The 19,775-nt window shown below is 72.6% G+C and carries 19 protein-coding genes; 7 read left to right on the top strand and 12 right to left on the bottom strand.

Annotated features, from left to right (window positions below; all coding sequences use genetic code 11):
* Positions 1-11: 11 nt before the first annotated feature.
* The 4 genes from ACFYSC_RS08015 to purN all read right to left on the bottom strand — a co-directional run bounded on the left by ACFYSC_RS08015 (position 12) and on the right by purN (position 3,600).
* Positions 12-869 carry a bifunctional methylenetetrahydrofolate dehydrogenase/methenyltetrahydrofolate cyclohydrolase gene (locus ACFYSC_RS08015; RefSeq protein WP_389958276.1) on the bottom strand — a complete coding sequence of 286 codons (858 nt, stop codon included), beginning with the start codon at positions 867-869 and terminating at the stop codon, positions 12-14.
* Between the two features lie 71 nt (positions 870-940).
* Positions 941-1,123, bottom strand: a complete 183-nt coding sequence (locus ACFYSC_RS08010; RefSeq protein WP_389958274.1) for a hypothetical protein — start codon at positions 1,121-1,123, stop codon at positions 941-943.
* 229 nt (positions 1,124-1,352) lie between these two features.
* Entirely contained in the window at positions 1,353-2,897 is a 1,545-nt protein-coding gene (purH, locus tag ACFYSC_RS08005; RefSeq protein ID WP_389958272.1) for a bifunctional phosphoribosylaminoimidazolecarboxamide formyltransferase/IMP cyclohydrolase, read from the bottom strand.
* An 82-nt stretch (positions 2,898-2,979) separates the two neighbouring features.
* The gene (gene purN, locus ACFYSC_RS08000) at positions 2,980-3,600 is read right to left on the bottom strand and encodes a phosphoribosylglycinamide formyltransferase (RefSeq protein ID WP_389958269.1); all 621 of its coding nucleotides are present in this window, start codon (positions 3,598-3,600) and stop codon (positions 2,980-2,982) included.
* Positions 3,601-3,679: 79 nt separating this feature from the next.
* Here purN and ACFYSC_RS07995 point away from each other — a divergent pair, with 79 nt between their 5' ends.
* From ACFYSC_RS07995 to ACFYSC_RS07980, 4 genes are all read left to right on the top strand, one after another.
* Positions 3,680-4,090 carry a hypothetical protein gene (locus tag ACFYSC_RS07995; RefSeq protein WP_389958266.1) on the top strand — a complete coding sequence of 137 codons (411 nt, stop codon included), beginning with the start codon at positions 3,680-3,682 and terminating at the stop codon, positions 4,088-4,090.
* A 305-nt stretch (positions 4,091-4,395) separates the two neighbouring features.
* On the top strand, positions 4,396-5,010 hold the full coding sequence (locus ACFYSC_RS07990; RefSeq protein WP_389958263.1) for a dihydrofolate reductase family protein: 615 nt from the start codon (positions 4,396-4,398) through the stop codon (positions 5,008-5,010).
* 62 nt (positions 5,011-5,072) lie between these two features.
* A complete protein-coding gene (locus ACFYSC_RS07985; RefSeq protein ID WP_389958260.1) occupies positions 5,073-5,396 on the top strand; it encodes a YciI family protein in 324 nt (107 codons plus the stop codon).
* Entirely contained in the window at positions 5,393-6,625 is a 1,233-nt protein-coding gene (locus ACFYSC_RS07980; protein WP_389958257.1) for an RNA polymerase sigma factor, read from the top strand. Before ACFYSC_RS07985 ends, ACFYSC_RS07980 begins: the two co-directional genes overlap by 4 nt.
* 147 nt (positions 6,626-6,772) lie before the next feature.
* Here ACFYSC_RS07980 and ACFYSC_RS07975 read toward each other — a convergent pair whose 3' ends face one another.
* The 4 genes from ACFYSC_RS07975 to ACFYSC_RS07960 all read right to left on the bottom strand — a co-directional run bounded on the left by ACFYSC_RS07975 (position 6,773) and on the right by ACFYSC_RS07960 (position 11,497).
* Positions 6,773-8,494, bottom strand: a complete 1,722-nt coding sequence (locus tag ACFYSC_RS07975) for a DUF6350 family protein (protein WP_389958254.1) — start codon at positions 8,492-8,494, stop codon at positions 6,773-6,775.
* 310 nt (positions 8,495-8,804) lie between these two features.
* Positions 8,805-9,680, bottom strand: coding sequence for a succinate--CoA ligase subunit alpha (gene sucD / locus ACFYSC_RS07970; protein WP_362945160.1), 876 nt, complete (start codon positions 9,678-9,680; stop codon positions 8,805-8,807).
* Positions 9,680-10,861 (bottom strand): ADP-forming succinate--CoA ligase subunit beta, encoded by a 1,182-nt coding sequence (gene sucC / locus ACFYSC_RS07965; RefSeq protein ID WP_362945158.1) that lies wholly within the window; start codon positions 10,859-10,861, stop codon positions 9,680-9,682. Before sucC ends, sucD begins: the two co-directional genes overlap by 1 nt.
* A gap of 228 nt (positions 10,862-11,089) precedes the next feature.
* Positions 11,090-11,497: a cobalamin B12-binding domain-containing protein gene (locus tag ACFYSC_RS07960; RefSeq protein ID WP_362945156.1), complete on the bottom strand. Its 408-nt coding sequence runs from the start codon at positions 11,495-11,497 to the stop codon at positions 11,090-11,092.
* A gap of 259 nt (positions 11,498-11,756) precedes the next feature.
* On the opposite strand from ACFYSC_RS07960, the gene ACFYSC_RS07955 reads away from it, so the two are divergent.
* Both ACFYSC_RS07955 and ACFYSC_RS07950 read left to right on the top strand, forming a co-directional pair.
* Positions 11,757-12,512: a hypothetical protein gene (locus ACFYSC_RS07955; RefSeq protein ID WP_389958249.1), complete on the top strand. Its 756-nt coding sequence runs from the start codon at positions 11,757-11,759 to the stop codon at positions 12,510-12,512.
* A 448-nt stretch (positions 12,513-12,960) separates the two neighbouring features.
* Entirely contained in the window at positions 12,961-13,830 is an 870-nt protein-coding gene (locus ACFYSC_RS07950) for a hypothetical protein (RefSeq protein WP_389958247.1), read from the top strand.
* 203 nt (positions 13,831-14,033) lie between these two features.
* Here ACFYSC_RS07950 and pcrA read toward each other — a convergent pair whose 3' ends face one another.
* A complete protein-coding gene (gene pcrA / locus ACFYSC_RS07945) occupies positions 14,034-16,292 on the bottom strand; it encodes a DNA helicase PcrA (protein WP_389959252.1) in 2,259 nt (752 codons plus the stop codon).
* A 141-nt stretch (positions 16,293-16,433) separates the two neighbouring features.
* Here pcrA and ACFYSC_RS07940 point away from each other — a divergent pair, with 141 nt between their 5' ends.
* Positions 16,434-17,153 carry a PIG-L deacetylase family protein gene (locus tag ACFYSC_RS07940; protein WP_389958244.1) on the top strand — a complete coding sequence of 240 codons (720 nt, stop codon included), beginning with the start codon at positions 16,434-16,436 and terminating at the stop codon, positions 17,151-17,153.
* Positions 17,154-17,339: 186 nt separating this feature from the next.
* Here the strand turns inward: ACFYSC_RS07940 and ACFYSC_RS07935 are convergent, their stop codons facing one another.
* The 3 genes from ACFYSC_RS07935 to ACFYSC_RS07925 form a co-directional block, all read right to left on the bottom strand.
* Entirely contained in the window at positions 17,340-18,200 is an 861-nt protein-coding gene (locus tag ACFYSC_RS07935) for a CPBP family intramembrane glutamic endopeptidase (RefSeq protein ID WP_389958241.1), read from the bottom strand.
* 187 nt (positions 18,201-18,387) lie between these two features.
* A complete protein-coding gene (locus ACFYSC_RS07930; protein ID WP_389958238.1) occupies positions 18,388-18,651 on the bottom strand; it encodes a WhiB family transcriptional regulator in 264 nt (87 codons plus the stop codon).
* A 188-nt stretch (positions 18,652-18,839) separates the two neighbouring features.
* Positions 18,840-19,532, bottom strand: coding sequence for a neutral zinc metallopeptidase (locus tag ACFYSC_RS07925; protein ID WP_389958236.1), 693 nt, complete (start codon positions 19,530-19,532; stop codon positions 18,840-18,842).
* Between the last annotated feature and the right edge of the window lie 243 nt (positions 19,533-19,775).

Here is a 19,775-nt window from a genome sequence, read left to right as displayed (position 1 = left end):
GGCGATCCGGCTCAGCCCGCGGCGGCCTGCTTCTCGGCCGCCTCGACCACGTTGCTGAGCAGCAGGGCCCGGGTCATCGGCCCCACCCCGCCGGGGTTGGGGGTGAGGAAGCCCGCGACGTCGGCGACGCCGGGGTCGACGTCACCGGCGATCCTCCCCTCGACGCGGGAGACGCCGACGTCGAGCACGGCGGCGCCGGGCTTGACCATGTCGGCGGTGATCAGGTGCGGTACGCCCGCCGCGGCGACGACGATGTCGGCGCGCCGGGTGTGCGCCGCCAGATCCTGGGTGCCGGTGTGGCAGAGGGTGACGGTGGCGTTCTCCGTACGGCGGGTCAGCAGCAGGCCGAGCGAGCGGCCCACGGTGATTCCGCGGCCGACCACCACGACCTCGGCGCCCTTGGTCGGCACGCCGTACTCCTGCAGGAGCAGGACGATGCCGTGCGGGGTGCACGGCAGCGGCGCGTCCACCGTGTGGACCAGCCGGCCGAGGTTGATCGGGTGCAGGCCGTCGGCGTCCTTCGCCGGGTCCATCCGCTCGATCAACGCCATGGTGTCGAGGTGGCGCGGCAGCGGGAGCTGGACGATGTAACCGGTGCACTCGGGGGAGGCGTTGAGCTCGTCGACGACGGCCTCGACCTCGGCCTGCGCGGCGGTCGCCGGGAGATCCCGGCGGATGGAGGCGATGCCGACCTCGGCGCAGTCGCGGTGTTTGCCCGCGACGTAGATCTGGCTGCCCGGGTCGTCGCCGACGAGGACCGTGCCGAGACCGGGGACGACGCCCCGCTCCCGCAGCGCGGCCACCCGCCGCGCGAGGTCCGCCTTGATCTTCGCCGCCGTGGCCTTGCCGTCCATAATCCGCGCGCTCATGGGCCCCATCCTTCCACGGGGCCGCCCACGGCCCGCTCCCGCCATGGGACCGCGGGCCGCGCGCTCCCGCCTCAGGTGAGGTCGTCGGCCGCGCGCTCCCGGCGCTCGATGATCCGGCGGGTGAAGGGAATGATCTCCACGATCTTCGCCCCCAGGTAGGCGGCGCCGACGGCGACGATCAGCAGGAGCCAGGGGCTCTGCCAGAGTCCGCTCATGATCACAAAAGCGTTCAGGACGACGGCAAGCAGCGACATGAGCGATCTCCACGCGCAGACGACACGAATCGCTTCACACTATCCGCGCCCTAAACATGTTTTGGCCAAAGATTTCTGTCCTGTTGGCCACTTCATTGTCTCCCGTACACGGCCGTCCCAGACGCGACGCCCGCCGGGGACACCGCCGAAGTGCCCCGTGAGCACCGCATGAGCACTTGTGCGCCCGCCGCACGGCCCTCGGGCGCGGGCCGTACGGCGGGCGGAGGCGTCAGTGGAAGAAGTGCCGGGTCCCGGTGAAGTAGAGGGTGATCCCGGCGGCCTCGGCCGCGGCGATCACCTCGTCGTCCCTGACCGACCCGCCGGGCTCCACGACCGCCCGCACCCCGGCCCCGGTGAGCACCTCCAGGCCGTCCGCGAACGGGAAGAACGCGTCGGAGGCCGCCACCGAGCCGCGGGCCCGGTCGCCGGCCCGGGTGACGGCGAGCCGCGCCGAGTCCACCCGGTTGACCTGGCCCATGCCCACACCGACGCTGGCGCCGCCGGAGGCGAGCAGGATCGCGTTGGACTTCACCGCGCGGCACGCCTTCCAGGCGAAGGCCAGATCGGCGAGGACCTCCGGGGAGGCCGCGGGACCGGCCTTCAGCTCCCAGGCGGAGGGGTCGTCGCCGGAGGCGTCCACCCGGTCGGCGGTCTGCACCAGCAGGCCGCCGTCGATCCGCCGGAACTCCGTACGGTTGCCCGGTCCCTTCGGGCAGGTGAGCAGCCGGATGTTCTTCTTGCGGGTGAGCGTCTCCAGCGCCCCGGCGCTGAACGACGGCGCGACCACGACCTCGGTGAACACCTCGGCGATCTGCCCGGCCAGCTCCTCGGTGACCTCGCCGTTGACCGCGATCACGCCGCCGAAGGCGGAGACCGGGTCGCAGGCGTTGGCCCTGCGGTGCGCCTCGGCGACGTCGGCGCCGACCGCGATGCCGCAGGGGTTCTGGTGCTTGATGATCGCCACGGCGGGCTCGGCGAAGTCCCAGGCGGCCCGCCAGGCGGCGTCGGCGTCGAGGTAGTTGTTGTAGGACATCTCCTTGCCGTGCAGCTGCTCGGCATTGGCCAGGCCGTCCCGCTCGCCGGAGTAGAGGGCCGCGCCCTGGTGCGGGTTCTCGCCGTAGCGCAGCGGCGTCCGAAGCTTCCAGGCGGCGCCCAGGTAGCGCGGCCAGGCGCCCTCCTCCGCCGCGTAGACGCCGGAGAACCAGGAGGCGACCGCGGTGTCGTAGGAGGCCGTGTGGGCGTAGGCCGCCGCGGCGAGGCGGCGGCGCTCGGTCACGGTGAAGCCCCCCTCGGCCACCGCTGCGAGCACGTCACCGTAGGCGTCGGGATCGACCACGACCGCGACGGTGCCGTGGTTCTTGGCCGCGGCGCGGATCATCGCGGGGCCGCCGATGTCGATCTGCTCCACGCACTCGGCGTCGGACGCGCCGGAGGCCACCGTCTCCTGGAAGGGGTAGAGGTTGACCACCACCAGCTGGAACGGCTCGATCTCCAGCTCCTCCAGCTGCTTGACGTGCGCCGGGTTGCCGCCGTCTGCCAGCAGGCCCGCGTGCACGCGCGGGTGGAGGGTCTTGACGCGGCCGTCGAGGCACTCGGGGAAGCCGGTCAGCGTCTCGACCGGGGTGACGGGAACGCCGAACGAGGCGATCCTCGCGGCGGTGCCGCCGGTGGAGACGATCTCCACCCCCGCGGCGTCGAGGCCCCGGGCCAGCTCCTCCAGCCCGCTCTTGTCGTACACGGCGATCAACGCGCGCCGGATGGCGATGCGGCTCACTTCCTGGTCCTCCTGATCGGTTCCGGTCATGTCCGGGGCGCCCGGCTCATGTGCCGGGTCGTCCTCCAACGGCGCGCCCGGCTCACCGGCCGGAGCGTCCGAAGCGAAAGGTCCTGCCGGTGACGGTCCAGCCCTCGCGGGCCATCCGGCCGACGACGCCGACGAGCAGGCCGCGCTCGACGGTCTTGATGCGCTCGTGCAGGGCCGCCTCGTCGTCGCCGTCCAGCACGGGCACGGCCTCCTGGGCGATGATCGGCCCGGTGTCGACGCCGGCGTCGGCGAGCATCACGGTGCAGCCGGTGACCCGCACGCCGTACGCCAGGGCGTCGCGGACGCCGTGCGCGCCCGGGAAGGCCGGCAGCAGGGCGGGGTGGGTGTTGAGCACGGGGAAGGCGGAGATCGTCGGCGCGCCGAGGATCTTCATGAACCCCGCGCAGACCACGAGGTCCGGACGGTGCGCGGCGATCCGGGCGGCGAGGGCGCGGTCCCAGTCGTCGCGCGCGGGGTGGTCGGCCAGTCTCTCGACGAAGACCGGGACGCCCGCCCGCTCCGCGCGGGCCAGACCCTCGATCCCGTCGCGGTCGGCTCCCACCGCGACGATTTCGGCACCGTACGCCGGATCGGCCGCGGCGTCCAGAAGGGACTGTAGGTTGGTTCCAGAACCGGACACGAGAACCACGAGCCGAACGGCCTGGGATGACACCGACAAACTCCATTCGGACGGGGATTCACGCCGCTGCAAGGGTATCTGCCTGTCCGCAACCGCTACACAAGGAGGTCAGGTGACGACACCGGTCAAGACGCGTCCTGAGGAGGGGGCGGGACGGCGGGCGCTCTGGCTCGCGGTCGCCGCGGCGGTCCTGACGGTTCTGCTCCCCCCCGCGGGAATCGTCATGTCGGCCATCGCCCTCGTGGTCTCGGTCCGCGCGATCCGGACCCTCCGGTCGGCGACCAGGCCCACGGGCTCCGGCGTGGTCGCGGTGGTCGTGTCGGCCCTGGCGCTGGTGCTGGCGATGGCGCTGGCGGCCACGCAGTTCTACTTCCGCGACGAGCTGGCCGCCTACACCGACTGCCGCACGGGCGCGGGCACCGTCGCCGCGCAGGACGAGTGCCAGCAGCGCCTGGAGCGGGCGATGGAGAAGAAGCTCCCGTTCGTCCGGCCCGGCGAGCTCCACCTGCCGATCGCCCCCTGACCCCGCCGCCGGTCCCGCCGGTACGGCCTCGCGGGTCGTCCGGCGGGCCGCGCGCCGTCCCACCGGTCCGCCGATCCACGACGCCGTCTCCGTCCGGCCGGACGGACCCGTACGCCACGTCCGTGGGCACGACCCGGCCGCTCCCGGGCCCGCCCGGCGGAGACGTACGCGATCCCCGGCCGGGTCCCGCCGGAAATTCTCCGAAGGAATTCCGGGATGCGGTGTCGGATCCGGGCGGAGGCGTTCGTGGTGATGGTGAACGGCCGCCCGCGAGGGGCGCGCCCCCAGAAGAGGGAGCCACGACCATGAGGCTGACGACCATGACGCAGGTCACCATCGACGGAGTGATGCAGGGGAACGGCGGGGTGACGGGCGAGGACCGCGCGGACGGGTTCGATCGTGGCGGGTGGGCCCTCGGGGCGGGCGACGACGAGACCAGGGCGCTCATCGCCGAGACCTACCGGCGCGCCGACGCCTTCCTGTTCGGCCGGCGGACCTACGAGCTGTTCGCCGGCTACTGGGGGGCGACCGAGGAAGGGCGCGCCCACCCCATCGGCGTGGCGTTGAACGAGAAGCCCAAGTACGTCGCGTCGACCTGGCTCACCGGCCCGCGGTGGGCGGACACGACCGTCCTCTCCGGCGACCTCGCCGCCGCCGTCGGCGAGCTGAAGGCCAGGCCGGGCGGTGAACTGCAGGTGCACGGCAGCGGGTCCCTGTTCCGCTGGCTGCTCCGCAAGGGGCTGATCGACGAGCTGACCCTCCTCACCGTCCCCGTGGTCCTCGGCCAGGGAGCGCGGCTGTTCCCCGACGCGGGCCCCGACATCGCGCTCGACCTGGTCGACTCGCGTGTCGACTCCAAGGGCGTGACGATCCAGGTCTTCCGGCCCGGCGGGCGTCCGCAGTACGCGCAGACCCGGTGACACGCCGGCCGCAGGGCCGGATACCGCACCGGGACGAGAAGACCACAGGAGATGATCCGCAGATGCGATACCTGCTTTCCGTGATCCACGACAGGAACGACCTCTCCACCCCGGAGGAGGACGCGGCGATCGACGTGTTCAACGACCGCCTGGTGGCCGAGGGCCACTGGGTCTTCGCCGGCGGCCTCGGGGCGCCCGTCGCGGCCACCGTGGTCGACAACCGGGGCGGGGAGGCGATGCTCACCGACGGGCCCTTCCTGGAGTCGAAGGAGTATCTCGCCGGCTTCTGGATCATCGAGGCCGCGGACCTCGACGTGGCGCTCAAGCTCGCCGTCGAGGGTTCGAGGGCCTGCAACCGGAAGGTCGAGGTGCGGCCGTTCCTGTGAACGGGACCGACGTCCAGGCGGCGATCACCCAGGCGCACCACACGGAGTGGGCGCGGGTGGTCGCCACCCTGACCAGGCGCTTCGGTGACCTCGACATCGCCGAGGAGGCGACGGCCGAGGCGTTCGCGACCGCCGTCCAGCGGTGGCCGGCCGACGGCGTGCCCCCCAATCCGGGCGCCTGGCTGACCACCACCGCCGTCCGCAAGGCCATCGACCGGATCCGGCGTGAGAACAGGCGCGACGACAGGCATAAGGAGGCTCAGCTGTTGTACGACGACGACCCGCCCGAGCCTGCCGGCGTCATCGGCGACGAGCGACTCCGGCTGATCTTCACCTGCTGTCACCCGGCGCTGGCGATGGAGAGCCGCGTGGCGCTGACGCTGCGCATGGTCGCCGGTCTGACCGTGCCCGAGATCGCCCGCGCCTTCCTGGTGCAGGAGAGCGCCATGGGACAGCGGATCACCCGCGCGAAGGCCAAGATCAAGGCCGCCCGCATCCCCTACCGGGTGCCGTCCGCGGAGGATCTCCCGGGCCGTGTCGCCGGCGTGCTCGCCGTCCTCTTCCTCGTCTTCAACGAGGGCTACCTGGCGACCGGCCCCGGCACCGACCCCGTGCGTCACGACATGACCGCCGAGGCGATCCGGCTCACCCGCCTGGTCCGTGCCCTCATGCCCGAGGACGGCGAGGCGACCGGGCTGCTGGCCCTGATGCTCCTCACCGAGGCCCGCCGCGCCGCCCGGGTCTCGGGCGGCGGCGAGCTGGTCGCCCTCGGTGAGCAGGACCGCGGGTCCTGGGACGCGGCGCTGATCGCCGAGGGCCACCGGCTGGTGCGCGAGCGCCTGGCCTCCGGGGAGGCCCCGGGCAGATACCAGATCCTCGCGGCGATCAACGCCGTGCACACCTCCGCCCGCGACGTACGCGACACCGACTGGTCGCAGGTCGTCGCCCTCTACGACCAGCTCGCCCACCTGGATCCCTCGCCGATCGTCGCGCTCAACCGGGCCATCGCGGTCGCCGAGCTCGACGGCCCGGAGGTGGCGCTGGCGGCCGTCGACCGGCTCGGGGACAGGCTGGCCGGCTACCACGCCTACCACGCGACCCGCGCCGACCTGCTGCGCCGGCTGGGCCTCGGCCGGCAGGCGCACGCGGCGTACGGCGAAGCCATCGGGCTCGCGGGCAACACCGCCGAGATCGCCTACCTGAGACGCCGCCGCGACCAGCTGGGCTGACGCGCTCCCCGGCCTGGGAGCCGGGGAGCCGGCCCGTGCCGCGCGTTCACGCGGCAGCTCTGAGGCTTCCCGCTTCGCCGCACCCGGCGACGGTCACCCGGGCGGGCCGGGACCCGGCCCGCCCCCGGCGGACCGGGCGGGGCGTCGTCAGTCGCGGTCCCAGGCGTAGGGGTCCACGTAGATCACGTGGCCGCCCCGGTCGTCCGACTCGTCCACGATGTCGCGCCGGGGCGGTCGCGGCGGCGCGGGGCGCGGCACCCTGGGGCCGGTCTCCGCCGGTTTCCCGGCCTCCGGGGCCTTCGGAGCCTTCGGGGCCGTCGCGGGTTCCTGCGGGTCCGCCGCCGAGGCGTGCTCGTCCTCCCAGTCGTCCCTGATCACCGGGATCGGCTGGGTGTCGCACTCGGTGGCGTCCAGCCAGTGACCGGGCAGCGCGCGGTGCTCGTCCGGCTCGGCCAGCCCGACCCGGCCGGCGACCGCCCCCGCCGCCCGGAACAGCCTGGTCCCGGCCCGGCGGACCGGTGCGGTGGCCGTGCCGACCCTGGCGGCGGCCCGGACCACGGCCGCGTTGTGCCCCCGGAAGATCAGCCACCAGTTGGTCAGGCCCGCCGAGATGCCGGCCGCGACGCCCACCTCCAGCGTCACCGACAGCATCACCTCCCAGCCCGCGGGTCCGACCGCGGAGAGGCGCGCCCCGCCGAGCGAGCCGCCGGACAGCGCGGCCAGCGCCCCGGCCGCCGCGCCGGTCACCACCCCGCAGACGAAGCCCCACAGCGGCGCGCCCTCGTAGGAGGGCGAGGGGGCGATCCGCGCCCCCAGCACGCCGGCCACCGTCCCCGCCGCGAACGGCAGCGCGATCACCGCCATCACCCACGCCGGGGTGGGGCCCGCCTCGGGCAGCGCGCCCAGGATCGGCAGGCTCGGCACCGTGCCGAGCTGGACGCCGGTGGGCGCGACCAGCGTGCCGGCGCCGAGGCTGAAGCCCGGTCCCGCGATGTAGGCCATGCCCCAGACGACGGCGTTGAGCAGGTAGAGGCCCTGCAGCAGCAGGAGCAGCAGTCCGCCGACGAACCCGGGGGCGAGGACCTCCGACAGCCTCTGGACCTGGTCGAAACCGGCCGCGACGGCGCCGAGCACCAGGGCGGCGCCCGCGACCAGCATGATCCCCAGCGCCGCGGCGGAGCTCACCACGAGCGAGCGCACCCGCTCGGGCAGCAGGCGCAGCATCGACCGCCACGGCCCGATCGTCCGGGCGACGGCCGCCGAGCCCGCGAGGAAGGCCAGCACCAGGTGGCTTACCAGGGTGTCGCCGAGATAGGGCTGGGTGATCTCGTTCCGGGTGACCAGCGCGATCATCCCGGCCAGCAGCGCGTACGGCGCGGCCAGCGAGACGCCCGCCTGTGCGATCAGGGCCAGCTGCGCCCGGCGGCGGGCGTCGGCCTGCTCCTTGGGGCTGTTCCTCGGCAACCGGGCGGGCAGGCGCAGCCGCAGGTCGGCGTCGCGGGCCATCCAGATCCCGGCGCGGTACAGCAGGAAGGCCGGCAGGACCGTCAGGCCGAGCGGGAGCAGACCGATCGAGCCCCCGGGGATCGCGAACCCGGCGTGGTGGGCCGCCAGCCAGAGCTGCGCCGCGGCGCGGAACACCCCGGGCAGCCCCGGGCCGAGCGAGCCGCGGGGGGAGGCGATCCAGCCGACCAGGGTGAGCGTGGTGAGCACCGCCAGTCCCACGCCCAGGGTCCACGCGGCGGCGAGCATCCCGGAGACGGGAAGCGGGCGGCGGACGTCGTCGTCGTCACCCGTGACGCCGGGCAGGGGGAGGCGGCTGAGGACGTTGCGGGGAGCCGTCCGGAGCTGATCTAGAAGGGCCGTCACGATAACCGATGGTCTCAGGATCTTCCGCGCGGACGAGACTCATCGTCCCGCGTGTCGCGGGCCGTACCGAAAACGGGACGGCGGGCCGTACGGAGAATCGGGACCGCGGGGCGTGCGGGACGGCGGAGAGGCGCACCGCGGGCGTACGGCGGGCGGCGCGCGGGCCGGGCGTACGGCGGAGCGGGCCGGGAGACGGTGAGAGGCGCCCGCGGACGGCGGGCGCCTCTCACCGGTGAGCCGGATGGACCGTCGGACCGGATCGGCCGGACCGGATCGGCCGGGCCGGGCCGCGGTACGGCCCGAGGGCCGGCTAACGGTTCTGCATGATCTCGCGCATCAGGCGGGCGGTCTCGCTCGGGGTCTTGCCGACGCGGACGCCGACCTTCTCCAGAGCCTCCTTCTTCGCCTGCGCGGTGCCGGCCGAGCCGGACACGATCGCACCGGCGTGACCCATGGTCTTGCCCTCGGGGGCGGTGAAGCCCGCGACGTAGGCGACGACCGGCTTGGTCACGTGCTGCTCGATGTAGGCGGCGGCCCGCTCCTCGGCGTCACCGCCGATCTCACCGATCATGACGATCGCGTCGGTGTCCGGGTCGTCCTGGAACGCCTGGAGAGCATCGATGTGCGTGGTGCCGATGACCGGGTCGCCGCCGATGCCGACGGCGGTGGAGAAGCCGAAGTCACGCAGCTCGTACATGAGCTGGTAGGTCAGCGTGCCCGACTTCGAGACCAGGCCGATGCGGCCGGCGGTGGTGATGTCGGCCGGGATGATGCCGGCGTTGGAGGCGCCGGGCGAGGCGATGCCGGGGCAGTTCGGGCCGATGATGCGGGTCTTGTTGCCCTTGGCGACGGCGTAGGCCCAGAACTCGGTGGTGTCGTGGACCGGGACGCCCTCGGTGATGACCACGCAGAGCGGGATCTCGGCGTCGATGGCCTCCTTGACCGCGGCCTTGGTGGCCGCCGGCGGCACGAAGACGACCGACACGTCGGCGCCGGTCTGCTGCATGGCCTCGGCGACGGTGCCGAAGACGGGCAGGCCCTCGTGGGTGATGCCGGCCTTGCGGGCGTTCACGCCGCCGACGACCCTGGCGCCGGAGGCGAGCATGCGGCGGGTGTGCTTGGTGCCCTCACCGCCGGTCATGCCCTGGACGATGATCTTGCTGTTCTCGTTGAGCCAGATGGCCATTACGCACCTACCGCTGCGAGCTCGGCGGCACGCTTGGCCGCATCGTCCATCGTGTCGACCAGCTCGACGCCGGACAGGGCGGCGTCGGCCAGGATCTTGCGTCCGAGCTCGGCATTGTTGCCGTCCAGCCGGACGACCAGGGGGCGGCTGACGGTCTCGCCGCGGCTCTCCAGAAGCTGGAAGGCCGAGACGACTCCGTTGGCGACCGCGTCGCAGGCGGTGATGCCGCCGAAGACGTTCACGAAGATCGACTTCACCGACGGGTCGGAGAGGATGATCTCCAGGCCGGCCGCCATGACCTCGGCGGAGGCGCCGCCGCCGATGTCGAGGAAGTTGGCGGGCTTGGGCTGCCCGGGGAACGCCTCGCCGGCGTAGGCGACGACGTCGAGGGTCGACATGACCAGGCCGGCGCCGTTGCCGATGATGCCGACGCTGCCGTCGAGCTTGACGTAGTTGAGGTCCTTGGCCTTGGCCGCGGCCTCCAGCGGGTCCTCGGCCGCCTTGTCCGCGTAGGCCTCGTGCTCGGCCTGGCGGAAGACGGCGTTGTCGTCGAGGGTGACCTTGCCGTCGAGGGCCTTCACCTGGCCGTCGGCGGACAGGATCATCGGGTTGACCTCGACCAGGGAGGCGTCCTCGTCGACGAAGACGGCCCAGAGCTTCTCGATGATCTCGGCGGCGCCGTCCAGCGCCTTCTCCGGCAGGCCGCCGGCCACGGCGATCTCACGGGCCTTGTCGCGGGTCACGCCGTCCAGCGGGGACACGGGGACCTTCGCGACCTTCTCGGGGGCGGTGTGCGCGACCTCTTCGATGTCCATGCCGCCGGCGGCGGAGCAGATGGCGATGAAGGTGCGGTTGGCGCGGTCGAGCAGGAAGGAGAAGTAGTACTCCTCCGCGATCGCGCTGGCCTCCTCGATCAGGACCTTGTGGACCGTGTGGCCCTTGATGTCCATGCCGAGGATCTGGGTGGCCTTCTGCTCGGCGTCGGCGGCGTCGTCGGCGACCTTGACGCCGCCCGCCTTGCCGCGACCACCGGTCTTGACCTGTGCCTTGACGACGACACGGCCGGTCAGCTGCTCGGCTGCCGCGCGCGCCTCCTCCACGGTGTGCGCGACGATGCCGCGCGGCACCGGGATGCCGTACTCCGCGAAGAGCTCCTTCGCCTGATGTTCGAACAGGTCCACGAGGGTCCGTCCTTGCTTGTCCGGCTGGTGTACTGAAAATGTCGGCGGGCCGGCTCCGTGGTGTGAGGGGAGCCCGGCGGTTTTGCGCCAATGAAGCCTAGCCCCCCGCGCGCATGACCAGGTCACCGGGTCCGCGAACGGCTACGGGCGAGGCCAATGAGGCGAGGGTGGCGAACGTCCTGGGGATCATATCGGGACGCGGCGGGGAAGCGTCCGCGTCCCGCGGGGTCAGACCCGCGCGGGGATCGCCCCCCGCACCCACTCGACGATCTCCTGGGTGGTCGCCCCGGGCGTGAAGACCCGGGCCACGCCCATCCGCTCCAGCTCGGGCAGGTCCGCCTCCGGGATGATCCCGCCGCCGAAGACGACGATGTCGCTCGCGTCGCTCTCCGCGAGCAGCTCGATCACCTTGGCGAACAGCGTCATGTGCGCGCCGGAGAGGATGGACAGACCGATCGCCGCGGCGTCCTCCTGGATCGCGGTGCGCACGATCTGCTCGGGCGTCTGGTGCAGGCCGGTGTAGACGACCTCCATCCCGGCGTCCCGCAACGCCCTCGCGACGATCTTCACACCCCGGTCGTGCCCGTCCAGGCCGGGCTTGGCGATGACAACGCGGATCCTCGGCTCGGCGTCCATCCAGACCTCCTTGTCCGTGTCCCACGCGTGACGTGGGAGCTGAGCTGACGGCAGCCTAACGGCCGCGCCCGGAGCGCTCCGGACCGCGTGCCCGTCACCTCCTCGGGCGCGTGCCCGTCACGCTCCTCCGGGGCCGCGCTTTCCGGTGGGTCTTTCCCACCATCAGTGCTTTTCACCACTTTTATTGTTATGAATGCCTACATTCCATAGGACATGCCATAGGGTTTCTGATCTTCTAGCCTCAGGAGGAAGCTCCCCCATGAAGCGATGGATCATCGTGGCGGCCACCGCGCTGGCGGTGCCCACCGCCGCCGTCCCCGCCACGGCCCAGGCCGCGCCCGCCGACCCGGCGGCCGCGCTGCAGGCGCGGTTCGTCGCGGGCCACGGCGTACGGATCACCGAAAGCGGCCGGACCTACTCCGGGCGCGAACTCCTCTCCGCCCAGATACGCCGGGGCACCGTGGAGTTCGGCCCCTCCGGCGTCACGGGTCACGACATCCGGTCGAAGTCCGCCCTCCCCGGGGACGACACCGCGCCGCTGCGCACCCTCAGCGCCGGCGGGGACACCTACCTCAGCGGCGGGATGGTCGGCAGGAGATGGGTCAAGTCCTCCCGCGCCGCCTCCCCCTTCTTCACCCCGGTCATGCTCCTGGAGCCGGACACGCTGAAGTCGCTGCTGCCGGCCTCGGGGAAGGGCGGTTCGGCCGGGAAGAAGGCCGGTCCGTCCACGCTCAAGGGGACCACCACCCTCGGCGAGCTCTACCGCGTCTCGCCGTCCTACCGCGCCTCCCTCGGCGGGAAGCGGCCCATCGCCGCCATGGCGGCCACGAAGGTGAGCTGGCGCCTGTGGCTCGGCCGCGACCGTCTCCCCGCCCGGCTGGTCACCTCCTGGACCGTGCCGCCGCGCGGCATGCACGTGACCCGCGTCAGCGACGTGCGCTTCACCTCCTGGGGCACCCCCGTCACCCTCACCGCGCCCACCCCGGCCCCCGCCTCCGGAGAGCCGACGAGCTGACATCCGGAGCGACCGGCGGAAACCCGGTGGGCCGAAGCCGTACGGGCTGACACGCCGGAAGAACACGGGCCGGTGAGCCGGAACCGCACGGCCAATGGGCCGAAACCAGATGAGCCGGTGAACCGAAACCATGCGGACCGATGAACCGAACCCATATGGGCCGATGATCCGGAACCGTACGGGTTGATGATCCGAAATCGTGCGGGCCGATGAGCCGAAACCGTACGGACCGGCGAACCGGCGGCAGACGGGCCGGCACGAAATCGCAGAAAGCGAAAGAAGCCGGAAAAGGGCCGGTGGCCGGGGCGGACGATCCCCGGCCACCGGCCCCGCCGGTCTTCGACTTCCCGCTGTTCCCTTTATTTCCCTTTATTTCGTGATCTTTCCTGATAGAAATACTTCCGCCCCTCCCACGCAGGGTGGAGGGAACATTCAGGAGGACTTTCCTTTGAAGCGACACATCGCCGTTCTGGCATGCGCCGCGACGGCCGCGCTGGGCGTCCCCGCGATCGCCACGACCGCGCACGCCCAGACCGCCCGGGCCAAGGACCCGCTCGCCGCGCTGCGGAGCCAGATGGGCGGCGGCCGCGGCGTGTCCTTCGTCGACAAGACGAAGGTCACGAGCCCCCAGGGGAGCCGCGTCCTCGCCCAGCGCGACGGCGTCCTCGGATTCGGCGCCTCCGGAATCGCCGCGTCCGACCAGACGGGCAAGATGCGGATCAAGCTGAGCGATCTCGGCATCGATCCCGACGACGAGGACACGAAGGGCATCGCCGGGTTCGCCAAGCCGGAGAGGGTCGTGCGCGTCGGCAAGGCGAGCTACATCTCCGGCGGATACTTCGGCGAGTTCCTGCCGGAGGGAAAGACCTGGCTCCGCTACCCCGCCGAGACGCTCGGCATGCTCGGCGTCATAACCCAGAAGGTCAACGCCGCCGAGCCCGCGACGCTCAAGGCACTGCTGGCGCACGCCACCACCGAGCGTCCCGGGTTCTACTCCGGAAAGATCACCTACGGCGAGCTGAACAAGATCTCGCCGTGGTTCCGGGCCTCGGTGAGCGGCGCGAGGATCACCGGCAGGTACGCCAAGATCAAGGTGAGCTGGAAGCTCTTCCTCGGCTCCGACCGCCTTCCCCAGCGGCTCGTGACCAGCGAGGCCAGTACGGCCGACGACGGCAGGTCGACGATGGAGACCGACACCCGCTACACCGGCTGGGGCGCCGAGGTGTCGGTCAAGGCTCCGGCTCCTGAGGATGTCGCGACGGCCAAGGACCTCCAGGACGGCGCGACGGCCGAGGTGCCCACCCCGATCGGCAGATGACCGTCTCTCCCCGGAGGCGCTGAGCCGCATCCGGTCCCGGACCGCCTTCGGTTCGGGACCGCGTACGGCTTGGAACCGCGTACGGTTCAGGACCGCGCCCGGTTCCGCGCCGCGCCCGGAACCGGACCTCGTCCGGCCGTGGACCGGCCGGGCGTCACCGGTCCGGTGAGCACCCGCTCACCGGACCGGCGGGCGGGCGCCCGTCAGAGCTTCTCCACCGGCGCGTAGGCGAGGAGCAGGGTCTTCTCGCCGCCGCTACCGAAGTCGATCTTCACCTTGGTCTTCTCCGCGACGCCGTCCACCGACACGACCGTGCCGAGGCCGAACTTGTCGTGGGTGACGCGGTCGCCGGGGGTGAGGCTGGGGATCTGACGTCCGCCGGGCTTCTTCGCGGGCGCGGCGGCACGCGGCTCCCGCCGGGTGGCCGCGACCCAGGCGTTCTTGCCCGGATCGGTGCGCCAGTCGACCAGCTCACCGGGGATCTCGGAGACGAACCGGGACGCCGGGTTGAACGCGGGCGCTCCCCACGCGCTGCGCACGGCCGCCCGGGAGACGTAGAGCCGCTTCTGGGCCCGGGTGATGCCGACGTAGGCCAGGCGGCGCTCCTCCTCCAGTTCCTTGGGCTCGCCCAGCGAGCGCACGTGCGGGAAGACGCCGTCCTCCATGCCGGTGAGGAACACCACCGGGAACTCCAGACCCTTGGCGGTGTGCAGGGTCATCAGCGTGACCACTCCCTGGCCGCCGTCGTCGGCGGGGATCTGGTCGGCGTCGGCCACCAGCGAGACCTGCTCCAGGAACTCCACGAGGGTGCCCTCGGGGTTGGCCTCCTCGAACTCCGACGCCACCGAGATCATCTCGTCGAGGTTCTCCAGGCGGCTCTCGTCCTGGGGATCGCCGGAGGCGGCCAGCTCGGCACGGTAACCGGTGGCCTCCAGCACCTCCTGGGCCAGCTCCGACGGCGGCATGGTGGCGGCCTTGGCGGTCAGGTCGTCCAGCAGGGCGAGGAACTCCTTGATGGCGTTGACCGAGCGGGTCGCCATCCCCGGCGCCTCGCCGGCCCGCCGGAGCGCCTCGGCGAAGGGGATCCGCTCCCGGGCGGCGAACGCCTCCACCATCGCCTCGGCCCGGTCGCCGATGCCGCGCTTGGGCACGTTGAGGATGCGGCGCAGCGAGACGACGTCGCCGGGGTTGGCCAGCACCCGGAGGTAGGCCAGCAGGTCACGGACCTCCTTGCGCTCGTAGAAGCGCACCCCGCCGACCACCTTGTACGGCAGGCCGGTGCGGATGAACACCTCCTCGAACACACGGGAGGCCGCGTTGGTGCGGTAGAACACCGCCACCTGGCCGGGCGTGACGTCCTCCTCGTCGGAGAGCCGGTCGACCTCCTGCGCGACGAACATGGCCTCGTCGTGCTCGTTGTCCGCGACGTAGCCGACGATCTTCGGGCCGGAGCCCTGGTCGGACCACAGGTTCTTCGGCTTGCGGCTCTCGTTGCGCGCGATCACCGCGTTGGCCGCGGTCAGGATCGTCTGGGTGGAGCGGTAGTTCTGCTCCAGCAGGATCGTCTTGGCGTCGGGATAGTCGCGCTCGAACTCCAGGATGTTGCGGATCGTCGCGCCGCGGAAGGCGTAGATCGACTGGTCGGCGTCGCCGACCACGCACAGCTCCGCCGGGGGGATCCCGGCGGTGCCCTCCCTGACCAGCTCGCCGTCGGCGGTGCGCAGCTCGGGGGTGCCGACCAGCTCGCGGATCAGCGTGTACTGGGCGTGGTTGGTGTCCTGGTACTCGTCGACCATGACGTGCCGCCAGCGACGGCGGTAGTGCTCGGCCACGTCGGGGAAGAGCTGGAACAGCGTGACCGTCATCATGATGAGGTCGTCGAAGTCCATCGCGCCGGCCTCGGTCAGCCGCCGCTGGTAGGTGCGGTACGCCTCGGCGAGCGTGCGCTCCAGGTGGCTCGCCGCCTGCCCTGCCGCCGTCTCGTAGTCGATCAGCTCGTTCTTGAAGTTGCTGACCTGCGCGGAGAAGGACCGCGGCGGATAGCGCTTGGGGTCGAGGTCCATCTCGCGGCAGACCATCGCCATCAGCCGCTGGGAGTCGGCCTGGTCGTAGATCGAGAAGCTCGTGGGGAAGCCCAGCCGCCCCGCCTCCCGGCGCAGGATCCGCACGCACGCGCTGTGGAAGGTCATCACCCACATCGCCGCCGAGCGCGGCCCGATGAGCCGGTCGACCCGCTCCTTCATCTCCCGGGCGGCCTTGTTCGTGAAGGTGATCGCGAGGATCTCCTGCGGCCGCGCGCCCCGCTCCTCCAGGAGGTAGGCGATGCGGTGGGTCAGCACCCGCGTCTTGCCCGACCCCGCGCCCGCGACGATGAGCAACGGGCTGCCGTGGTGCACCACGGCCTCGCGCTGCTGGAGGTTGAGCCCGTCGAGCAACGGGTGGGTCACTGAGGCGGCTGGGATCGACACGTCACCTAGATTAGGCCGACCGGCCGACAACCGCGGCCCGCGCCCCGGAGGAATGCCCGCGGACACGCGGGAAGTTGCCAGAATCACGTACAGCTGGATATGAGCGGAAACCGGAAAGCATCGGAAGGGTCAGGCATGCTGTCTGAGAATGAGATAAACCGGGTGCTCGTCGTGACCGCCCATCCCGACGACGTCGACTTCGCCGCCGCGGGCACGATCGCCGGGTTCACCGACCGCGGGGTGGAGGTCGTCTACTGTGTCGTGACGGACGGCGACGCGGGCGGATTCGACCGCGAGCTGGACAACACGGGCATGGCCGAGCTGCGCCGTACCGAGCAGACGGCCGCCGCCAAGGCCGTCGGCGTGACCGACCTGCGCTTCCTCGGTCACCGCGACGGCACGCTGGTGCCCGGCCTGGAACTGCGGCGCGACATCACCCGGGTCATCCGCCAGGTGCGGCCCGACCTGGTCATCACCCACAGCCCCGAGCGCAACTACTCGTTCATCGCCCCCAGCCACCCCGACCACCGCGCGGTCGGCGCCAGCGCACTCGACGCCGTCTACCCCGACGCCCGCAACCCCTACGCCTTCCCCGAACTGCTGCGCGACGAGGGCCTGGACGCCTGGACGGTCCGGGAGGTCTGGCTCAACGGCGGCCCCTCCCCCGACCACTTCGTCGACGTCACCGGCGCCTTCGACCGGAAGATCGCCGCGCTGCGGGCCCACGCGAGCCAGGTCTCCCACGTCGAGGGCTTCGAGGAGTTCCTGCGGTCGCGCTTCTCCCAGGCCGCGTCCGAGGCCGGGCTGCCCGAGGGCAGCTACGCCGAGGGCTTCCAGCGGGTCGCCACCGACTGACCGGCCGACCGACCGCTCGCCACCGACTGACCGCGACCCGGTCGCGTCCGGCGGGCCTGAGCCGTCCGGGTGCCCGGCATCCCCCGGGACCGTACGGCTCAGGCCCGCCCAGGCCGCAGAGGGTTCCACTCAGGCCCGCTCAGACCGTACGGAGGTCTCGCCCAGGCCGTACGGCGGAGGCCCCGCTCAGACCGTACGGCGGGCCGTGCCGCCGGGGTCGCCGGGGGCCAGCCGGGCGAACAGGTAGCCCAGCGAGTTGGTGGCGAGGTGCAGCAGCGCCGGCGCGGCCAGCCCGCCCCGGCGGCGCAGCTCACAGAAGAGCAGCCCGGCGAGCGCGGTCGTCGCCACCGACCCGGCCACCACCCGCGTCGTCTCCACCGCCGTCCCATCGGACATCTCAGCAGACGTCTCACCGGCCCCCTCACCGGCCGTCTCGGCAGACGTCTCGGCGGACGTCTCGGCGGACGTCTCGGCGGACGTCTCGGCGGACGTCTCACCGGTGGCCAGGCGGGTCAGCGCGGGGTTGGCGGCGGCCATGTCCGTCGCCGGGAGCACATGCCACAGGCCGAACAGCACCGAGGAGACGGCGGCCGCCACCCGGGGGCCGTGCGACCGGGCGACCAGGGCGGGCAGCACTCCGCGGAAACCGGCCTCCTCCAGCAGGACCGTGCCGAACGGCACCTGCAGGAGCGCCTCCTCCAGGACACGGGCGCGCGACAGCGACAGCGCCCGCTCGTCGCGGAAGAGAGGGCGGGTGGCCGGGAGGGCGATCCCCACCGCGTAGCCGCCGGCGACGGCCGAGGCCAGGAGACCGCCGATCCGCAGTCCCCGGGCGGGGTCGCGGAACCCGATCTCGGCCCAGGTGATCCCGCGGTGCCGGGCCAGGGCCAGCAGCGCGCCGGTGGCCGCGGCCGAGGTCAGCGGGGCCAGACGCGGCGCGACCCGGTTGTTGAGCACGTTGGCCGCCGCCAGCACGGCCACCGCGCCCGCGAGCGCGGCCCCGTCACCTCCGCCGCCCGCCTTCCGGCCCGCCCGCAGCTCGCCCATGTCTCCCCTTCCGCCTGCTCACCTGCTCGCCTGCCGAACCTTCGTCCCGGACCGGTCCCGTCCGCGGCCGGCCCCGGACCGACCCTGCTCGCGGCCCGCCTCAGCCCGATCCCGCCCGCGGCCCGATCCCGCCCGCGGCCCGCTCCGGACCGGTCCCGCCCCCGGGCCGTCTCAGCCGGTTCCGGCGTCAGCCGGCCGCGGGCCGTCGCCATCCGGTGGGGAAGCGCAGGCCGCGCCGCTCCCGCACGGTCAGGCCGCCCCAGATGCCCTCCGGTTCCCCGCTCCGTACGGCGTAGGCCCGGCAGTCGGCCAGCACCGGACATCTGGCGCAGACCGCCTTGGCTCGCGCCTCCTGCTCCGCCGACTGGGTCAGCGGGAAGAACAGCTCGGGATCGCTCGCGCGGCAGGCGCCCCGTACGGCCCAGCCGATCTCGGGCGTCATCCTGCGCATGGCCCACACCCCCCTGGTCGATCACCGGACCTCAGCGTAGGCCGCGCACGGCGGTGCGGCATCAGCCTTCCGGCGTATTCACCGGTGGTCCCGGCGGCTCGCCGGAACCCGGCAGGACAGAGCGGAACCCAGCGGAACCCGGCAGGACCCAGCGGGACCCGGCAGGACCAGGCCGGACCGAGCGGGGCTCAGCAGGAGGAGGTCCCCTCGTTGTAGCCCCGGGCGAAGACCTGCTGGCGCTGCTGCGCCGTACCGTGGGCGTCGGGGCGCAGCCAGTCGTCGGTGGGGTCTCCGGCGGCGGCGAGGTTGAGCAGCAGCTCGTCCTTGTCGCCCGGTTCGGCCTGAAGGGCGTTGCCCCTGACCAGGGCGCCCAGCGTGCCGCCCGCGTAGCAGTCGGCCTGCAGCTCCCGCTGGATGCTCAGGCCGCCCGCGTTGTTCAGCTGGGCCTGCACGGCGTGCCCCAGCTCGTGCGGGATGATCACGTAGACGGAGCCGTCGCCCATCCGGTCGTACAGCCCGCGCATCCAGTTCTCGTCATAGGCGACGAAGTGCCCGAAGGGGCAGTAGAAGGCGTTGTCCGGCACCGCGGGCTGGTTGCCGCAGGCGGGGCCGTTCTGCCCGATGTAGGGGATGAAGGCGCTGATGGGCCGGTAGCTCATCCCGGCGGCGGCGAAGGTCTGCTTCCAGTACTGCTCGCTGAGCCCCCTGGCCAGGCTGACGTCCGACTCGAAGTCCTGTCCGAGCGGGGCGGGCGTGGTGGCCTCGACGCTTCCCCGGTCGTCGTCGGGCCGCTCCCCGCCGCTCCCCGTGGGTTCGCTGCCGCAGGACACGGTGACGGCCAGCAGGAGGAGCGCCAGGACGACGCGGCGGAAGGTGCTCATGTCCCCATCGTGGCCCAGCGGGCGGCGGCATGCGGGGTACACGCGCGATTACACTCCGGCGCATTCGCTGATCACGACACGCGGGGTGGGCGGGGCGGGCAGGGCCGGTGGGACAGGCGGGACGGGCCGCGCGGGACAGGCGACCCGACGGCGTGAGGGGCTGGTGGGCGGGCGGGCCGCGCGGGCGGACGGGATCAGGAGGACCGGCTCAGGGAGACCGGCTCGGGGGGCCGGATCAGGGAG

The sequence above is a fragment of the Streptosporangium sp. NPDC004379 genome (genome assembly GCF_042873875.1).
Lineage (GTDB): Bacteria > Actinomycetota > Actinomycetes > Streptosporangiales > Streptosporangiaceae > Streptosporangium.
The sequence above is the reverse complement of the archived record's forward strand: the minus strand, read 5'-3'. Positions and strand labels throughout refer to the sequence as shown.